16 protein-coding genes and 1 other RNA gene are annotated in these 17,842 nt (G+C 60.1%); 6 read left to right on the forward strand and 11 right to left on the reverse strand.

From position 1 onward, the window contains the following. Positions 1-336 precede the first annotated feature (336 nt). The 8 genes from AC19YX_RS34250 to AC19YX_RS34285 form a co-directional block, all read right to left on the reverse strand. Positions 337-1,542 carry a tyrosine-type recombinase/integrase gene (locus AC19YX_RS34250; RefSeq protein WP_023109106.1) on the reverse strand — a complete coding sequence of 402 codons (1,206 nt, stop codon included), beginning with the start codon at positions 1,540-1,542 and terminating at the stop codon, positions 337-339. A gap of 173 nt (positions 1,543-1,715) precedes the next feature. Beyond that, positions 1,716-2,109, reverse strand: a transfer-messenger RNA (tmRNA) gene (gene ssrA / locus AC19YX_RS34255). Between the two features lie 88 nt (positions 2,110-2,197). Next, positions 2,198-2,485, reverse strand: coding sequence for a PA2433 domain-containing protein (locus AC19YX_RS34260; RefSeq protein WP_078469766.1), 288 nt, complete (start codon positions 2,483-2,485; stop codon positions 2,198-2,200). 216 nt (positions 2,486-2,701) lie between these two features. Further along, positions 2,702-5,512, reverse strand: a complete 2,811-nt coding sequence (locus tag AC19YX_RS34265; RefSeq protein ID WP_500607982.1) for an FAD-binding and (Fe-S)-binding domain-containing protein — start codon at positions 5,510-5,512, stop codon at positions 2,702-2,704. Next, positions 5,509-6,180 carry a LutC/YkgG family protein gene (locus AC19YX_RS34270; protein WP_500607983.1) on the reverse strand — a complete coding sequence of 224 codons (672 nt, stop codon included), beginning with the start codon at positions 6,178-6,180 and terminating at the stop codon, positions 5,509-5,511. The genes AC19YX_RS34265 and AC19YX_RS34270 overlap by 4 nt, the downstream gene beginning before the upstream one ends. Beyond that, positions 6,177-7,634 carry a LutB/LldF family L-lactate oxidation iron-sulfur protein gene (locus AC19YX_RS34275; protein ID WP_500607984.1) on the reverse strand — a complete coding sequence of 486 codons (1,458 nt, stop codon included), beginning with the start codon at positions 7,632-7,634 and terminating at the stop codon, positions 6,177-6,179. Before AC19YX_RS34275 ends, AC19YX_RS34270 begins: the two co-directional genes overlap by 4 nt. Continuing rightward, positions 7,631-8,455, reverse strand: a complete 825-nt coding sequence (locus AC19YX_RS34280; protein WP_500607985.1) for a (Fe-S)-binding protein — start codon at positions 8,453-8,455, stop codon at positions 7,631-7,633. The genes AC19YX_RS34275 and AC19YX_RS34280 overlap by 4 nt, the downstream gene beginning before the upstream one ends. Before the next feature lie 148 nt (positions 8,456-8,603). Further along, positions 8,604-10,298, reverse strand: coding sequence for a lactate permease LctP family transporter (locus tag AC19YX_RS34285; protein ID WP_500607986.1), 1,695 nt, complete (start codon positions 10,296-10,298; stop codon positions 8,604-8,606). Between the two features lie 260 nt (positions 10,299-10,558). On the opposite strand from AC19YX_RS34285, the gene AC19YX_RS34290 reads away from it, so the two are divergent. Next, positions 10,559-11,326 (forward strand): FCD domain-containing protein, encoded by a 768-nt coding sequence (locus AC19YX_RS34290; RefSeq protein WP_500607987.1) that lies wholly within the window; start codon positions 10,559-10,561, stop codon positions 11,324-11,326. A gap of 74 nt (positions 11,327-11,400) precedes the next feature. On the opposite strand, the gene smpB is transcribed toward AC19YX_RS34290, so the two are convergent. Then, positions 11,401-11,883 carry an SsrA-binding protein SmpB gene (gene smpB, locus AC19YX_RS34295; RefSeq protein WP_020299934.1) on the reverse strand — a complete coding sequence of 161 codons (483 nt, stop codon included), beginning with the start codon at positions 11,881-11,883 and terminating at the stop codon, positions 11,401-11,403. A gap of 117 nt (positions 11,884-12,000) precedes the next feature. On the opposite strand from smpB, the gene AC19YX_RS34300 reads away from it, so the two are divergent. Genes AC19YX_RS34300 through AC19YX_RS34310 form a run of 3 tightly spaced genes read left to right on the forward strand, consistent with a single transcriptional unit; the run spans position 12,001 to position 14,150 of the window. Continuing rightward, entirely contained in the window at positions 12,001-13,404 is a 1,404-nt protein-coding gene (locus tag AC19YX_RS34300) for a sodium-dependent transporter (RefSeq protein WP_500607996.1), read from the forward strand. Between the two features lie 7 nt (positions 13,405-13,411). Then, positions 13,412-13,846 (forward strand): type II toxin-antitoxin system RatA family toxin, encoded by a 435-nt coding sequence (locus AC19YX_RS34305; RefSeq protein ID WP_020299932.1) that lies wholly within the window; start codon positions 13,412-13,414, stop codon positions 13,844-13,846. Then, complete coding sequence (locus AC19YX_RS34310) at positions 13,839-14,150, forward strand: RnfH family protein (RefSeq protein WP_500607997.1); 312 nt, start codon at positions 13,839-13,841, stop codon at positions 14,148-14,150. The genes AC19YX_RS34305 and AC19YX_RS34310 overlap by 8 nt, the downstream gene beginning before the upstream one ends. Before the next feature lie 66 nt (positions 14,151-14,216). Here the strand turns inward: AC19YX_RS34310 and AC19YX_RS34315 are convergent, their stop codons facing one another. Then, positions 14,217-14,744: an outer membrane protein assembly factor BamE gene (locus AC19YX_RS34315; protein ID WP_020299930.1), complete on the reverse strand. Its 528-nt coding sequence runs from the start codon at positions 14,742-14,744 to the stop codon at positions 14,217-14,219. A gap of 98 nt (positions 14,745-14,842) precedes the next feature. Here AC19YX_RS34315 and fur point away from each other — a divergent pair, with 98 nt between their 5' ends. Then, the gene (gene fur / locus AC19YX_RS34320; protein ID WP_020299929.1) at positions 14,843-15,250 is read left to right on the forward strand and encodes a ferric iron uptake transcriptional regulator; all 408 of its coding nucleotides are present in this window, start codon (positions 14,843-14,845) and stop codon (positions 15,248-15,250) included. A gap of 86 nt (positions 15,251-15,336) precedes the next feature. Here the strand turns inward: fur and recN are convergent, their stop codons facing one another. Further along, on the reverse strand, positions 15,337-17,010 hold the full coding sequence (recN, locus tag AC19YX_RS34325; RefSeq protein ID WP_020299928.1) for a DNA repair protein RecN: 1,674 nt from the start codon (positions 17,008-17,010) through the stop codon (positions 15,337-15,339). Positions 17,011-17,261: 251 nt separating this feature from the next. Here recN and grpE point away from each other — a divergent pair, with 251 nt between their 5' ends. Continuing rightward, positions 17,262-17,828, forward strand: a complete 567-nt coding sequence (gene grpE, locus AC19YX_RS34330; protein WP_020299927.1) for a nucleotide exchange factor GrpE — start codon at positions 17,262-17,264, stop codon at positions 17,826-17,828. Positions 17,829-17,842 lie beyond the last annotated feature (14 nt).

The following is a 17,842-nucleotide window of genomic DNA, read 5'->3' on the forward strand; positions in this document are numbered from 1 at the left end:
CTGGAAAGGCGTGTTCGCTCGGTCATGAGACGATTGCAATTACGCCCTCAAAGAATCCGTTCTTATTTCCGGCATCCACGTATCGCCTACGCAGCATGATTTGGTGTATTTGATTGCCGGGTTAATAAGTACCTTTTTCGCGTTCGGTGACAGAAGCGCTGCGGTAGGTATTCAGCAAAGCTGATAAGGCTGACATCGGTAGGAATTCCTTTTGGACTGCGCCTGGCGCATTACAGGCGCCAAATCGGCGCAGTTTAGCAATTCAGCCAGTACTGGAGCGATAAGATAGTGCTCGTATTAGCTTGAAGGCTTGCTGGCTGATGGGGGCGCTTGCATTCAGCGTTTTATCGAGTCCAAAAAGTCGGCCCAGATCTGCATCATTTCACGCCGCTCCGGCAAGAAGGTGGTTCGATCGTACGCACGTCCCAGCGGATTTTTTACCGTGTGAGCAAGCTGATGCTCCAGAAGATCGGGGCGAAACCCCAGCACCTCAGCGCCTATGGTTCTCGCTGTCGCACGAAAGCCGTGCCCAGTCATTTCGTCGCCGCTGATGTCCATGCGGCGTAACGCGCTGAGTACTGCATTGTTGGACATCGGCCGGTCGCCTCCTCGTGCCGAGGGGAAGGCGTACCGATGTCTGCCGGTGAGTGGTTTCAGCTCGCGCAGAACCGCGATTGCTTGTTGGCTGAGAGGAACCAAATGATCCGGCCGATCCTGTTTGGTGGCAGTGAGCCCTTTCATCTTGTGGCCGGGAATCAACCACTCGCCCGCATCCAGATTGACCTCCGACCACTCCATGTGGCGCAGGTCACCGGGCCGGCAGAACAGCAATGGGGCCAGTTTGAGTGCACAACAAACAGGCATTGTTCCCGTGTAGCTATCCAGTGCTTTGAGCAGTGCCCCGAGTTTTTCAGGATCGGTCACGGCAGCAAAGTGTTTCACCCGCTTGGCTGGGAGCGTCCGTGAGAGATTCCCTATCTGGTTGGGCGGGGTGATGCCGGCAGCTTCGGCGAACTCAAAAATCTGTTTGTAGATCTGGGCAACACGACGCGCCGTCTCGCGAGCGCCGCGCTTGATAATGCGCTGGAGGTTTTCGACCAGCATGGGCGTGCTGATGCTGCTAATCGGGAGTTTTCCCAGCCAGGGGAAGGCATTGAGCTCAAGGCGCTGCCGTACAGTCCGGGTGTACTCCGGGTCCCAGGAGGATTCGCGAATATTGAGCCACTGCGTGGCAACCGATTCAAAAGTGTGCTGGTGATCAAGTTGGCTGACCACCTTGGCCATGCGTCTTTGCAGCGAAGGATCTTGGCCGCTGGCAAGTTGGACGCGAGCGTCATCACGTTTGCGCCGAGCTTCCTGCAAGCCGACCTCAGGGTAAACACCAAGAGCCAGGCGTTTTTCCTTTCCCAAAAAACGGTATTTCAAGCGCCAGTAACGGCCTCCGTTGGGCTGCACTTCAAGGTACAGACCCTGTTCGTCGTATAGCCGATAGGGCTTGTCCTGGGGCTTAGCGTTGCGGCAGTTGGTGTCTTTCAGGGGCATTGGGGGCACATCCTCTCCGAGCGAGCTGATGAGCGTTTTATGCCCCCATATATGCCCCCGTCAACTGTGGGATGCCCTGGGATCAGGTGGGAAAACGCGGGCAAGAAAAAAGCCGTAAAGCTTTGATTTCTCTAGGCTTTACGGCTTTTCTGGGTCTTCCTGGGAAGACTAAATGGTGGAGCCGGGGGGATTTGAACCCCCGTCCGCCAGTACTCCGCTGTCGGTACTACATGCGTAGCCGTGTCTATTAAGTTAACCCTCAGCGACCCGACGGGCAGGGTGCTTTGGGCGAGTTGTGTAAGTTTTAGCCGCTTCGTCCACAACGTACTGCACGGCGATTCTGTTCTATATGACAATCACTTTGGGTTTACAGACATCCCCTGATGATTGCTGGACCCGAAGGTACCAGGAGGGAAGGGCTAAGGCTGCTTACGCAGCGAGAGCGTATTCCCCGTAGGTTTCGTCATTGGCAACTATAGGAAGTTGCAACAGTGGATTTACGAGTTCTGTTACCAACTCGGCATGCACCTAAAGTTTCGCAACCGGCGTCGAATCCTAAACGGCCCCGAACCTGCTGTACGTAACCAGCAGGTCGACACAGTGTACGCCAACCGGGCTCAGAAGGCCAACCCGAAGGTTGACCTTGAGCGGTTGCTTACTGATCGCCCTTGGTGTTGTTCTGCAATTTCTGGATCGCCTGGGTGGTCAGCGAGATGCAATTCTTGGTGCCTTCCTCGGTGCCTTTGGCTTTCTCGGCGGTTGCCTGTTGAACCGACGCGTCGATGTCGTTGCTCAGTTGCTCGCTCATGGCTTCAGTGCTGACTTTGGCGTCGCGGATTTTTTGCAGGTTGATCTGACACAGGTCTTCCTGCGCGGCCGCGAACACCGGGGAGGCCAACATTGCCGCAGTAATGAACAGTCCAGCCAATGCAGAACGCTTCATAAGGTATCTCCTTGAACGATTAGTCTCGGTGCTGCCGATCAATCAGGACAACCTGCCGAGGTCGGTTATAAGCCTCATTCACTGGGGCCTAAGCAGATGACTATAGCCGCGCGCAGGAATTCGGTTTTTTTTACTCCGGTTATGAAAAAACCACCTGGCTAGTGCCGGGGGCACTAAAAAGGGGCAAAGATGCCCCTTTTCAGTCAGGTTGATGCCTCAGGCCACCTTGGCCCGGGTGACCCTGTCCACCAGGTACACCAGCCCGTGATAGTCGATGCCGCCGTGCTGGCTGAGGCCGATTTCACAGGTGCGGCTGGTGGAGATCCCTTCGCTGCAATGCTGCACCGCGTCCTTGAGGTTGCGCAGTGAATGGGCATTGAGTTCGGGGGTGGTGAAGCCCTTGTCGCCGGCGAAACCGCAACAGTGGATACCCTCCGGAATCACCACGTTGCTGCTGCAGCGCCGGGCCAGGTCGATCAGGGCCTGGCTTTCTCCCAGGTGCTGGGTGCTGCAGGTGACATGCACTGCGATAGGTGCTTCCTGGGGGGTGAATTCCAGCCGGTCCATCAGGTGGGTGCGGATGAAACGTACCGGGTCGTACAGGTCCAGACGCACATCGCCCAGGTCCTGGACCAGGCGCAGGGTGCACGGGCTGGTGTCGCAGTAGATCGGGTCGAGGCCGCCACGGCTGGCATGGAGCAGGGCGCCGATCAACTCCTGGCGCTTGTGTTCGGCCTGCTCCGCATAGCCTTTGGAGGCGAACGGCTGGCCGCAGCAGAGGCTGTCCGGGTTGTCGGGGATCACCACCTGGAAGCCGGCTTTTTCCAGCAGGCCCCGGGTCTTGTCATAGAGCGACATCTGTTCCTTGTCGCCTGCTGCCGGGCCCATCACCCGCGAGACGCACGCCGCCAGGTACACCACCCGTGGGCGCTGATCGCTGACGCTGGGGCTGAAACGGATGGCCTTTTCCGGTTGCGGCATGGCGCTGGTCCATTGCGGGACCTGACCCTTGGACAGCTTGCTCAAGGACGCCGACAGCCTGGCCAGGCGCGGAGCCCCCAGCAGCATGCGCGCGCCGTTGGCCACGTGCAGGGTAAAGCGCGCGCCCTGCAAGGTGGTCGCGAAGTGATTGCCCAGCCAGTCGGCGGTCTTGCCGTGGGTGGCGTTGCGGCTGCGCAGTTGCTTCACCAGCTCCCCGGTGTTGATGCCCACCGGACAGCGTTGCGCACACAGACCCGTCGCGGCGCAGGTGTCGATGCCCTGGTACTGATAGGCCTCTTGCAGTTCGCGGGTGTCGATGCCGGCACGTTTTTTCGCCTGGATATCGCGCCAGATGACGATGCGCTGGCGCGGACTCAAGGTCAGCCCCTTGGACGGGCACACCGGTTCGCAGAACCCGCACTCGATGCACTTATCCACAATCTCGTCCGCCGCCGGCAGCGGCTTGAGGTGCTTGAGGTGGATTTGCGGGTCGTCGCTGAGCACCACGTCCGGGTTGAGGATGCCGTTGGGGTCGAGCAGACGCTTGAGTTGCCACATCAACTGGTAGGCATCGCTGCCCCATTCCAGCTCGACAAAGGGCGCCATGTTGCGCCCGGTGCCGTGTTCGGCCTTGAGCGAACCTCCGAACTCCACCGCCACCAACTGCGCCACGTCATCCATGAACGCCTGGTAACGCGCCACTTCTTCGGCACTGTTGAAGCCTTGGGTGAAGACGAAGTGCAGGTTGCCCTCCAGGGCATGGCCAAACAGGATCGCCTCGTCGTAATGGTGCTTGTCGAACAGCTCGATCAGGCGGTTGACGCCGATAGCCAACTGTTCGACCGGGAACGTCACGTCTTCGATGATGACCGTGGTCCCGGTTTTACGCACCGCGCCCACGGCGGGGAAGGTGTCCTTGCGGATTGCCCAGAGCTTGGCGTTTTCCTGCGGGTCTTCGGTGAAGTCCACCTGCTTTTCCACCGGGAAGGCGGCCAGGGAATTCATGATCTGCGCCAGTTGCTCGTGCAGCAGCGACGACGACGCGGCGCGGGACTCGATCAACAGCGCGCAGGCACTGGCCGACAGTTGCTGGACAAAGGCCGGCATCCCGGGCTTGTCCTGCACCGAGCGCAGGCTGCGGCGGTCCAGCAGTTCCACGGCCGAGACCGGTTGGCTCTTGAGCACGGTCACGGCGTTGCAGCAGGTTTCCACATCGGGGAACACGATCAGCGCCGACGCCTTGTTCGGGTGGTCGATCACCGTGTCGTAGGTCACTGCGCTGATAAAACCCAGGGTGCCTTCGGAGCCCACCAGCAGATGGCTCAAGATATCCACAGGCTCGTCGTAATCCACCAGGGCATTGAGCGACAGGCCGGTGGTGTTTTTCAGGCGGTATTTATGGCGGATCTTGGCCGCCAGCTCGGCATTGGCCCGCGTCTCGCGGCCCAGGGTTGCCAGGCGCTCCAGCAGTTCGCCGTGGCTGTTGCGGAACGCGGCCACGCTGTTGCCGTCTTCGGTGTCGAGGCGGCTGCCGTCGGCCAGTACCAGGCGGATCCCGGCCAGGGTGTGATAGGTGTTTTGCGCGGTGCCGCAGCACATGCCGCTGGCGTTGTTGGCGACGATACCGCCGATCTTGCAGGCGTTGATCGAGGCCGGGTCAGGGCCGATCTTGCGCCCGAACGGTGCCAGCCAGGCATTGGCCTGGGCCCCGATCACTCCCGGTTGCAGACGGATCTGCATGCCTTGCCCGCGGATTTCTTTCGCGTTCCAGTTATCCCCCAGCACGATCAATACCGAGTCGCTGATGGCCTGCCCCGAAAGGCTGGTGCCGGCGGCGCGGAAGGTGACCGGCACGCGGTCACGCTGGGCCAGTTCGAGCAGGGCGACCACTTCGTCTTCGGACTCGACGCGGATCACCAGCTTGGGGATCAGCCGATAAAAACTGGCGTCGGTGCCAAAGGCCAGGGTGGAGAGCGGGTCGTCGAAACGTCGCTCCTGGGGAATCAGTTGCTGCGCATCACGCAGGAAAGCGGCCGGTAGGCTCATTGGTCCTCCAGGATCAGTACCACCAGGTCTTTCGGGCCGTGGGCGCCGTAAGCCAGGACTTGCTCGATGTCGGCAGTCTTCGACGGGCCGGACACCAGCAGGGCATTGGTCGGCATGCCGGCAGCCCAGTTCATCTGCTGCTGGACCTGATAAAAGTTGTCGCGAATTTCACTGGCCTTGAGCAGGGCAAAATGCACCGGCGGCACCAGGCTCATCAGGCGCGGCTCTTCCCGGGTCGGCCACAGGATCAGGCTGCCGGTGGCGGCAATTGCGCCGAGGGTGGTGGTGAGGCTGGCCGGGGTGTCGTTGAACAACTCGGCTTTCCACTCTTCCACCGGCCGGTCGTAGGCCTTGAGTGTCGGCAGATCCGAGTGTTCAGCCCAGTACGCGGTGACACGCTGGCCGTGGGCCGTGGTGGGGGCGATCAGCAGGCTGGGCAATTGCCGGTCCTTGAGCAGCTGGGCCAGCAGCCCGGGCCAATCGGCGCCGGTGCTGAGGTGGATTTCGGTGTGCACCGCTTCCATCAGTTTGCGCAGTTGCGGGATGCGTTGTTCCGGGCTGTAGGTGTAGGGCTCGGTCACCAGCGCTTCGTCGAAGTTGTCCGCCACCGTGGTGGTGCCGGTCAGGCTGTGGCGCAGCTTGGCGAGGATGTTCTGTTTGGCGCTCATCGGCGGTCCTCCTGTTTGGCCAAGTGCTCGCGGGCCAGGTCATGCAGTGAGCGAGCGGCAGGTTTCGGCGCGCTGTGGTTTTGCGTCCAGGGCCCGACATTGCCTGGCGTCAGCCCACGCAGGCGAGTGGCGGCCAGGAGAAACAGCCGATAGAGCGTGGGCGAGCTGTTGAGCCGGGCCCAGGCGTTCCAGATGAAGCGTTCCTTGCGCGAGTACTTGCTGCCTTGGCCGCGCATCACTTGATGAGGGCTGTCCGGGGCCTTGACGTTTTCTTCGCGCAGGCGCCGCAGCAGCGCCGGGATCGGGATCTTCACCGGGCACACTTCACCGCAGGCGCCGCACAGCGACGAAGCGCTGGGGTGATCCGGAACCTTCGCCAGGCCGACCATGTGCGGGGTGATGATTTTGCCGATCGGACCGGGGTAGACCTCGCCGTAGGCGTGGCCGCCGATGCGGGTGTAGACCGGGCAGTGGTTCATGCAGGCGCCGCAGCGGATGCAGTTCAGGGTCTGGCGCAGCTCGCTGTCGGCAAAGGCCTGGCTGCGACCGTTGTCCAGCAGCACCAGGTGCACTTCCTGCGGGCCGTCGAGCTCATGCGCCTGGCGTGGCCCGGAGATCATATTGACGTAGGTGGTGATGGGCTGGCCGAGGGCCGAGCGGGTCAGCAGCGACAGCAGCGGCACTACGTCGCGCAGGTTCTCGACGACTTTCTCGATGCCGGTGACGGCAATGTGCACCGGCGGCACGGTGGTGGACATGCGCCCATTGCCTTCGTTTTCCACCAGCAGCAGGGTGCCGGTCTCGGCCACCGCGAAGTTGACGCCGGAGACGCCGATGTCCGCTTCGAAAAACTTCTGCCGCAAGACCTTGCGACCGATCTGAATGAGTTGGTCAACGTCCTTGGTGTACTCCACGCCAAGTTTGTCGTGGAACAAGGACGCGACCTGACCGGCGTTCTTGTGGATCGCCGGCATAATGATGTGTGAAGGCTTCTCGTGGTCGAGCTGGACGATAAATTCGCCCATGTCCGACTCAAGGCATTCAATGCCTTGTTCAGCGAGGACATGGTTCATTTCCATCTCTTCGCTGACCATCGATTTGCCCTTGATCACTTGCCGTGCCTCGTGAGCGCGGATGATCGAGAGGACGATGCCATTGGCCTCGTCCACCGTTTCCGCCCAGTGCACTGTCACACCGTTGCGGGTCAGGTTCTGTTCAAGTTGCTCGAGCAGGTCGGGCAGCTTGGATAACGCACGGGCGCGGACAGCATTGCCCAGCGCTCGCAGATGTTCCCGCTCGTGGGCATCGCTGAACGACGCCGCACGCTTGGTCATCAATGAATCCATCGCACTGCGAAAGTTATTGCGCAGTTGCGTATCACCCAGGGCCTGGTGGGCCCGGGTACGAAAATCTTCCGACACGGTAACGGTCGGTATCAGCTGCGGCGTGCTCATTGGCCACCCCCGGTACGCTGCCAGAGGAAGCTTGCCAGGTGTTGCCCACGCAGCGCGGCCTGTTGTTTCTCCAGCGAGCCGTTGATGTTCATCAGGCAGCCACAGTCGGCGCTGAGCACCTTGTGCGCGCCGGACTCTTTCAGCGAGCGGGTCTTGTCCGCCACCATCGCGCCGGAGATGTCTGGCATTCGGACGCTGAAAGTCCCGCCGAAGCCACAGCATTCGCTTTCATGGCTGTGTTCGACCCGTTCCACATTGCCCAACTGCGACAGCAATTGGCGGCCATGCAGGTGGGTGTTCATTTCCCGACGTGCCGAACACGAGGTGTGCAGCGCGACCTTGATCGGCTCGCCGCTGTCCTTGAGTTGCACCTTGCATACAAACAGCAGGAACTCCGCCAGCTCGTAGGTCCGCGCCGCGAGGGCCTGAACCTGTATCAGCATCTGCGGCTCATTCTTGAACAAGTCGGCGTAATGCTCGCGCAACATCCCGGCGCAGGAGCCGGACGGCACCACCACCGGATAGTCCCCGGCAAACAGCGCCAGTTGCGAGCGCGCCACGGCCCGTGCCTGCTCGGTATAGCCCGAGGTGTAGGCCGGTTGTCCGCAGCAGCTTTGTCCTTGCGGGTACTCGACGCGAATGCCTTCGCGCTCCAGCAGATGAATCGCGTCCATCCCGGCTTCGGGATAGAACAGGTCGACCACGCAGGTTCCGAACAGATAGACCTGCTGCGGTTTTTCGCTGGGGTACTGGCGTGGTTCGGCCAGCGGCGGTGCGACGCGGGTCGCATTGGGCACAGCGTTGTAAAAAAGCTCGCTCATCAGGCGTGTCTCCGGGTGGTCCCGGTTATCCGTCCGCTGAGGCTGCTGATAGTAAAGAGGCAAACTTTCAGCAGCCTTGCAGACCCGGTTGTGAATTGCTTGCGCCGGGGGCTGGCCCGGCGCAGGTTCTTGCGTCTACGTGTCGCGCTTAGTGCACCAGCATGCCGGTAAACCAGTAAGCCTGGGCCAGGGTGATGAGACCGACAATAGTGGCAAAAAACAGACTGTGCTTGAGGGTAAAGCGGAACAGGTCGGATTCCTTGCCCACCAGGCCGGTCGCGGCGCAGGCCACGGCGATCGATTGCGGGGAGATCATCTTGCCGGTGACGCCGCCACTGGTGTTGGCCGCCACCAGCAGGGTGTCATTGACCCCGATCTGGTGCGCGGTGGTGGCTTGCAGCGAGCTGAACAGGGCATTGGACGAGGTGTCCGAGCCAGTCAGGAACACACCGAGCCAGCCAAGGAACGGCGAGAAGAACGGGAAGGCCGCGCCGGTGCCGGCCAGGACCAGGGCCATGGTCGAGGACATGCCGGAATAGTTGGTGACAAAGGCGAAGGCCAGCACCATGCCGATCGACAGAATCGGCCAGCGCAGCTCGTAAAAGGTCTCTTTCAAAGTGGTAAGACCAGTTTTTAAATCGATCTTCAGCACCAGCATCGAGATCAGCGCCGAGAAGAAAATCGCAGTGCCGGTCGCGGAAATCGGGTCGAGCTTGAACACCGCCGGAATCGCGGTCGGGTTGGTGACGATCGGTGCGACCTTGATCACCATCTGATCCAGGTGCGGAATCGCGAAGTTGAACACCCAGCTGTACATCGAGCCACCCGCGGCGAACATGGCCTTGAAGGGCTTGAGGGTCCAGATGGTCACCAGCACGGTCAGGATCAGGAACGGCGACCAGGCCTTGAAGATTTCACCCAGGCTGTAAGGCGAGGCCACTGTGCTGCGCGGCAGGCCGAAGCCGCCGGCGCTGGCAGTGATTGCGGTGCCTGAGGTCGCGCCGGCGATTTGTGCGCCCGCGCTGCGTTTTGGCTGCCAGACCTTGAGGAACAGGGTCAGGGAAATCAGGCTGGCCAGGGCCGAGGTGATGTCCGGCAGTTCCGGGCCGATGAAGTTCGAAGTGAAGTACTGGGTGATGGCAAAGCTCAGGCCGGCGACCAGCGCGGCAGGCCAGGTTTCTTTGACCCCGCGCATGCCGTCCATCATGAACACCAGCCAGAACGGCACGAACAGCGACAGCAGCGGCAGCTGGCGACCGGTCATGGCGCCGATCTTGAACGCGTCGATACCTGTCACCTGGCCAGCGACGATGATCGGAATCCCCAAGGCACCGAAGGCCACGGGCGCGGTGTTGGCAATCAGGCACAGGCCGGCGGCGTACAGCGGGTTGAAGCCCAGGCCTACCAGCAGCGCGGCGGTGATCGCCACCGGCGCGCCGAAGCCGGCGGCACCTTCGAGGAAGGCACCGAAGCAAAAACCGATCAGCAGCACTTGCAGGCGCTGGTCGTCGGTGATCGACAGCACCGAGCTGCGGATGACTTCGAACTGGCCGCTTTTTACGGTCAGTTTGTAGAGGAAGACAGCGGCGACAATGATCCAGGCGATAGGCCACAGACCGTAGGCAAATCCATAGCCAGCGGCAGCGAGGGCCATGTCGACAGGCATCTGGAAGGCAAAGATCGCCACCAGAATCGACAAGGCCAGGGTAATGCTCCCGGCGACGTGTCCTTTGAGGCGGAACACGGCCAAAGCCAGGAAGAAGAACACGATCGGGATAACGGCGGCGAGGGCGGACAGGCCGAGGCTGCCAAGCGGACTATAGAGCTGTTGCCAGGTTTGCATATGGGGTGGCCCCTAATTGTTGTTGGTCAGGCACTTCGATGTGATTCGGTAAATTGGTAAGACCAATTTACAATCACTGTTGGCTAGGGTAAAAGCCTTGTGTGGGATGTGTCAATTTGCCGCCCTAAAACTTTTGTCGAATGCGCTATGTGGCGAGCATCTGATCGGTTCAATCGAGCAGCGTCTGGTAGGTGTCGGCCCGGACTCAATAGGCCAGAATAGAGAGCCCGGCACATGGTCGGGATGGTGGAGAGTGGGTTATGGGGTTTGATCAGATACGTCAGCGCCGTTTGTCTGACGATATTGTCGAGCGGCTCGAGGGCATGATCCTTGAGGGCACTTTGACGTCAGGTGAACGCTTGCCGGCCGAGCGGGCCTTGGCCGAACAATTTGGCGTGTCACGTCCTTCATTGCGCGAGGCGATCCAGAAACTGACAGCCAAGGGTTTGCTGATCAGTCGCCAGGGGGGCGGTAACTATGTGGTCGATTCCCTCGGCTCGACCTTTAGCGATCCGCTACTACACCTGCTGGAAAGCAACCCTGAAGCCCAGCGCGATCTGCTGGAGTTTCGCCACACCCTGGAAGCCTCTTGCGCTTATTACGCGGCCTTGCGCGCCACCGAGGTGGACCGCGAGCGGCTGACGGCAGCGTTTGAGGAACTGCAGGACTGTTACAGCCGCCCAGGCGATAGCAACCGGATCGAAGAGGGCGCCGCCGATGCCAGGTTTCACCTGGCCATCGCCGAAGCCAGCCATAACGCGGTGTTGCTGCACACTATTCGCGGGCTGTTCGACCTGCTCAAGCGCAACGTTGTGACCAACATCGGCGGCATGTACAAGCAGCGCACGGAAACCCGCGACATGCTGATCAGTCAGCACCGTGATTTGTATCTGGCGATTATCGAAGGGCGCGCGGAACAGGCGCGGGAAGTCTCCAGTCGCCACATTCTGTATGTGCAGGAAGTGCTGGAGGAAGTGCGTCAGGAAGTGCAGCGCATGGCGCGCGCGGAGCGGCGCAAGGGGATGTAGGCGGGGTAAACGCCGGCAGCCAGCTCCTGGATCAGGAGCCGGCATGCCGGTGGCAAGGGGTGCAGGTCGAGGTCTTACTCTTCCTTGCCCTTGTTGCGCACGGCGCGATGCAGCTCACGATTGGAGTCGCGTTCGCGCTCAGTGTCACGCTTGTCGTATTCCTTCTTGCCCTTGCCCAGAGCGATTTCGCATTTGATCAAATGCTTGCTCCAGTACAGCGACAGGCAGACACACGCGTAACCCTTCTGCTGCACCGCGGCAAACAGCTTGGCCAGCTCGCGCTGGTTGAGCAGCAGCTTGCGCGTGCGTACCGGGTCGGCAATGACGTGGGTGCTAGCGGTGGTCAGTGGCGTGATATGGCTACCCAGCAGCCAGGCCTCGCCATCCTTGAGCAGCACGTAACTGTCGACCAGTTGCGCCTTGCCCGCCCGCAGACTTTTTACTTCCCAGCCGGCCAGGACCAGACCAGCCTCGAACCGATGTTCGATGAAGTAATCGTGTCGCGCCTTTTTGTTTTGCGCGATGGTCCCTGTTGGGTGTTTCTTCTGATTAGCCATAGGGGCGGCATTATAGGGAGTTGCAAGGCTGTCGGCTACGGTGAAGCTGCGTGCTTGAGCCCTATGAGTGAATCCCGGACAATGCGCCCTCTTTTTTATCGGTTGGGCGCGTTAACGATGTCGTCAGACAAGGTTTCTGTCCACGGCGGCTGGGCTAGCCGTTGGGTCTTCATACTCGCCGCGACGGGTTCTGCCGTGGGCTTGGGCAGTATCTGGAAGTTTCCCTACATGGTCGGCGTCTACGGCGGCGGTGCCTTTGTCCTGATGTTTCTGCTGTGCATTGCCCTGATCGGTATCCCGGTGATGCTGGCAGAAACCCTGATCGGCCGGCGCGCCCGACAAAGCCCGGCCAATGCCCTTAAAGTGCTGGCGACCGAAGCCGGGCACTCGGCCAAATGGTCCTGGGGTGCCTTTGCCGGGATGATCACGGCGCTGCTGATTCTTTCTTTTTATAGCGTGGTCGGTGGTTGGTCGCTGGACTACATCATTGATATGGGGCGCGGCGATTTCCAGGGCGTGACGGCTGACCAGGTCGGAGCCTACTTCGCCTCGGTCACGGCCGACCCCTGGCGCCTGACGCTGTGGCACAGCTTGTTTATGCTGCTGTCGGCCCTGGTGATCGCCAAGGGTGTGGTCGCGGGGCTTGAGCGCAGCCTGCGGATCATGATGCCGCTGCTGTTCGTGATGCTCCTCGTGCTGCTGGGCTACAGCATGACCACCGGGAATTTCATGCAGGGTGTGCACTTCATGTTCGACTTCAACCCGGAAAAGGTACTCGACGGGTTGCTGCCGGCCATGGGGCACGCGTTCTTTTCCCTGAGCGTGGGTGTCGGTTCGATCATGATCTATGGCGCCTACATGCCGAAGAATGCATCGCTGTCCGGTACTGTAGTGGGCGTCGCGCTGCTCGATACTTTTGTGTCGCTGGTGGCTGGGCTGGCGCTGTTTCCGATTGTGTTTGCCGCCGGGCTCAACCCCAGCGAGGGGCCGGGGCTGATGTTCGTCAGCCTGCCATTTGCCTTCGGTAATGTGGCATTCGGCCAGTTGATGGGCGTAGTGTTTTTTGTCCTGGTGGCCATTGCTGCCTGGAGTTCGGCGATTTCCTTGCTTGAACCCATGGTGGCTTATCTGGTTGAGAGGACTAAAATCCGCCGCGCCTGGGTAACATTCTGGCTGGCCTTCAGCTGTTGGTTCGTGGGATTGGGGACGGTTTTCTCCTTTAACATCTGGCAGCAGGCCAAATTTTTCGTGAACGAAGGCGGGGTTTTTCATCTCTACCAGTGGGGGGCGGCCAGCGGCCTGGACCTCTTTGGAGTGATCGACTTCTTCACCTCGCGGATCATGCTGCCTCTGGGTGGTTTGTGTTTCGTGGTGTTTGCTGGCTGGGTGATGGGGCGCGATGCGGTTCGTGATGAACTGTCGATGCGCAGCCCTGTGTTGTTCGCCTTGACCTTGTTTTTGATGCGCTATGTAGCGCCCATCGGCATTCTTGTAGTGTTTGCCGCCCAGCTGTGGAAATGACGCTGACATGACGACCCATATTCAACGCTCGGCCCTTTTGCCTTATCCGGCGCAGTTTCTCTATGAGCTGGTCAATGACGTGGCGCGTTATCCGGAATTCCTGCCCTGGTGCTCATCTGCCGAAGTGCTGGAAAGCAGTGATGAGCATATGCGCGCCAGCCTGGCGGTGGCCAAGGGCGGGCTCAGCCAGCATTTTGTAACGCGCAATATCCTGGTCCCGGGGCAGTCGATCGAGATGAACCTGGAGGAGGGGCCGTTCAATCAGTTGCACGGGGTCTGGGTTTTCAAACCGTTGGGGGAGAAGGCCTGCAAGATCAGTCTGGACCTGTCGTTCGACTATGCCGGGCCGCTGGTACGGGCCACCCTGGGCCCCTTGTTCAACCAGGCGGCGAATACCCTGGTTGATGCGTTCTGTCAGCGCGCCAAACAGTTGCATGCTTGAGTCAACCATCGAGATCGAGGTGGTGTATGCCGCCGTCGACCGCCAAGTGTTGCTCAAGGTATCGCTGCCAGCCGGCTCGACTCTTCGTGCGGGGCTGATGGCTTCCGGCATTGCTGCGCAGTTTCCCGAGCTGGATGTGCAGTCTTGCCCCGTGGGGATTTTTGGCAAAGTGATTGCCGATCCTGATCGGCACGTGCTGCAGGCGGGTGAGCGGATTGAAATTTATCGTCCGTTGCTGGCGGATCCAAAGGAGGTCAGGCGCCTGCGCGCGGCCAAGGCAGCACAGGCCCGCCTGCAGGATTAGCGCTCCTGGCCAGAAAACACGCAATAAAAAGCCCGGACATGCCGGGCTTTTTTATTTCGACACAACTTATTGTGGCGAAGTGTCCAGTGGCTCCGGTGTCGGAACCGGGACGGCTTTTACCCCATCCACGTCTTTCTGGATCTGATCCAGCAGAGAGCCAGGCTTGACTGGTTTCTCTGGTTTTGGCTTCTCGGTGTTCTCGGCCGGCGCGGTCACGGTGGTGCCGCTGTCCTTGCCCAGCAGGGCTTCGTCGCGGCTTACGCCAGGCATGAAGTCGCCCGAAAGGCTGACGAGTTGGTCATTGCCATTGAAGATAACGCTGACGCGTTCCTGTTGGCGCTCACCGCCCCCTGGTTGCAGGCTATACAAATAATCCCAGCGATCGGCATGGAACGTGTCGGTCAGCAGAGGGTTGCCCATAATAAACCGTACTTGCCGGCGGGTCATTCCCGGGCGTAACTGGTCTATCATGTCCTGCGTGACGACATTGCCCTGCTGGATGTCGATTTTGTAAACCCCGGGGAATGAACAACCGGCGAGTGCGAGCAGTCCCACGAAGGTGAAACTGGTTAGCAAGAGCTTGGTGTTTTGCATCGGTGGGCGACTTCCACTATCTTGGCTGGGACAACGTAAACCCCGATCATACCCGCATTAAGAGAAGCTGCGAAGCAGCATCCGCGAGAAAGCTGACCATGGTTGAAAATAGCGAACTACGTAAAGCCGGCCTTAAAGTGACTCTGCCACGGGTCAAAATTCTACAAATGCTCGATTCCGCCGAGCAGCGACACATGAGCGCCGAAGATGTTTACAAGGCGCTGATGGAAGCTGGCGAGGATGTCGGTCTGGCCACGGTTTACCGTGTACTGACTCAGTTCGAAGCTGCAGGCCTTGTGGTTCGCCACAATTTTGATGGCGGCCACGCTGTATTCGAACTGGCCGACGGCGGCCACCACGACCATATGGTCAACGTGGAGTCTGGCGAAGTGATCGAATTCTTCGACGAGGAAATCGAAAAACTGCAAAAGGCGATCGTCGAGAAGCATGGCTTCGAGTTGGTGGATCACAACTTGGTGCTGTACGTACGCCACAAGAAAAAGTAAGCATGTCGCGCGGGCCATGTCCGCGAAACGAACGAAGGCGACCCTAGGGTCGCCTTCGTGCTTTCTGGTTTTCGAGTAACGAACGCTTAGATTTTTGCGGTCACCACCATCTTTTTCGCATGGGCCAGCGACTCTTTAGTCAGGTCGATGCCGCCCAGCATGCGAGCGACCTCTTCGACCCGTTCGGTCTTACCCAGTTTGGACACCGCCGTATGGGTGGCGTCGCTACCGCGCACCTTATGCACGAATAGATGCTGATGGCCCTGGGCAGCCACTTGCGGCAAGTGAGTGACGGTGAGTACCTGGCCTCGTTCGCCCAGCCGACGCAACAATTGGCCAACAATCTCTGCGGTCGGGCCACCGATACCCACATCCACTTCGTCGAATACCAAAGTCGGTACTCGGGAGGTTTGCGCAGTGATCACCTGGATCGCCAGGCTGATACGTGACAGTTCGCCCCCGGACGCGACCTTGGCCAGGGCCTTGAGCGGTTGCCCAGGGTTTGCGCTGACCAGCAATTCCACCTGTTCCAGGCCATAGGGCAGCAACTCATCGCTGGTGTTGGCGTGCAGCTCGATGGTGAAGCGCCCGCCGGGCATGCCCAGGCGCTGTATCTCCTGCTCGACCGCACTGGCCAGGGTGGTGGCGGCTTGCTGGCGCAGGCGGCTCAGTTCCTTGGCTTTCTCCTGGTAATGCCGGGCATATGACTTCAGCTCGTCACCGAGGCGCTCGATGGATTCGTCATTGGCGTCCAGCGCTTCGATTTCATCCAGCAGCTGTTGCTGCATGGCTGCCAGCTCGGTTGGCTGGATTCGGTGCTTGCGAGCCAGGGTATAGATAGCGTCGAGGCGCTCCTCCAGTTGTTGCAGGCGTGCCGGGTCGGCATCGAAGTGGTCGAGAAAGCGATTCAGCTCGCCCACGGCTTCCTCGACCTGGATCTGAGCGCTGGCCAGCAGGTTGGTGGCTTCGCCCAGGGCGGTCGGCGAGTTGCCGACGCTCGACAGGCGATTGAGGCTGGCGGTCAGGGCATTGAGGACATTGCCGGAATCGCTTTCACTGCATTGCTCGACCACCTGTCGGCAAATGCCGAGCAGGGTTTCGGCGTTGGTCAGGTTTTTGTGTTCCTGTTCCAGTTGCTCCAGTTCGTTGTCGCCCAGACCCAGGTTTTCCAGCTCTTCCATTTGATAGCTGAGCAGTTGATGGCGGGCGCGTTGCTCGTCGCCTGAGTTGGACAGGCGTTCAAGCTCCTGGCGCGTCTGGCGCCAGCGTTGTGCGGCAAGCTGTACCTGGCGCGACAGGTCGGTAGCGCCGGCGTACTCGTCGAGCAGGCGCCGATGGGTCTCGGTTTTCAGCAGCGACTGATGTTCGTGCTGGCTGTGGATATCGATCAACAGTTCGCCGAGGGCCTTGAGATCCCCCAGCGGGCAGGGCGAGCCGTTGATATAGCCGCGCGAGCGCCCTTCGGCCGTGATGACCCGGCGCAAAATGCACGGGCTCTCGCTGTCCAGATCGCGTTCGGCCAGCCAGGTACGGGCTTCAGGGATATCCACAAGGTCGAACGTCGCGAGGATGTCGGCCTTGTCTGCGCCCGGACGCACCACGCCACTGTCGGCGCGATCCCCCAGGGTCAAGCCCAGGGCGTCGAGCATGATCGACTTGCCGGCGCCGGTTTCGCCCGTGATGACGCTCATCCCGCGATCCAGTTCCAGATCGAGATGTTCAACGATGGCGTAGTTGTGTACGGACAGGTGCACCAGCATGACGGCCGCTCCCAGGCTTTAAGTCTGGTTATTTATACAGTGTTTTGTTTCTGGCTGACAATGCCCTCCCTTAGCTCGATTTGCTTGGGTGGAAAACTTTTTTAGCGCAACCAGGAATGTCGAACCCAGGTGTGTTTCCAGTCTTGAAAGGTTTTGCCATGGGTCGAGCCCTTGAACCTGAGAAATGCGACCCCATATACCGGGACAGAAGCGTGAGTTGAGCTCACGGACGTTATTGAAAGGAGAATTTCATGGCTGACGAACAGACGCTGGATACGCAAAATCTAGACGCCAATCAGGCTCCCGAGACCTCGGGCGAAGACCTGGTGGCTCGTGTAAAAGTGCTCGAAGAGCAGCTGGCCGGCGCTCAGGATCAGGCTTTGCGTGTTGCTGCCGATCTGCAGAACGTCCGCCGCCGTGCCGAGCAGGACGTGGAAAAAGCGCACAAATTCGCGCTGGAGCGCTTTGCTGGCGATCTGTTGCCAGTGATCGACAGCCTCGAGCGTGGCCTGGAGCTGTCCAGCGCGGATGACGAAAGTATTCGTCCGATGCGTGAAGGGATCGAGCTGACCCTGAAGATGTTCCACGACACCCTCAAGCGCTATCAGCTGGAAGCCATCGACCCGCACGGTGAACCGTTCAACGCCGAGCATCATCAGGCGATGGCCATGCAGGAAAGCGCCGATATGGAACCCAACAGCGTGCTCAAAGTGTTCCAGAAGGGCTATCAGCTCAATGGCCGCCTGCTGCGCCCGGCCATGGTCGTGGTCAGCAAGGCTCCGGCTCCGGTTTCGCCTTCTATTGATGAGAAGGCTTGAAATCAGCCGTAAGG

The sequence above is a fragment of the Pseudomonas sp. MF09150 genome, assembly GCF_059862355.1.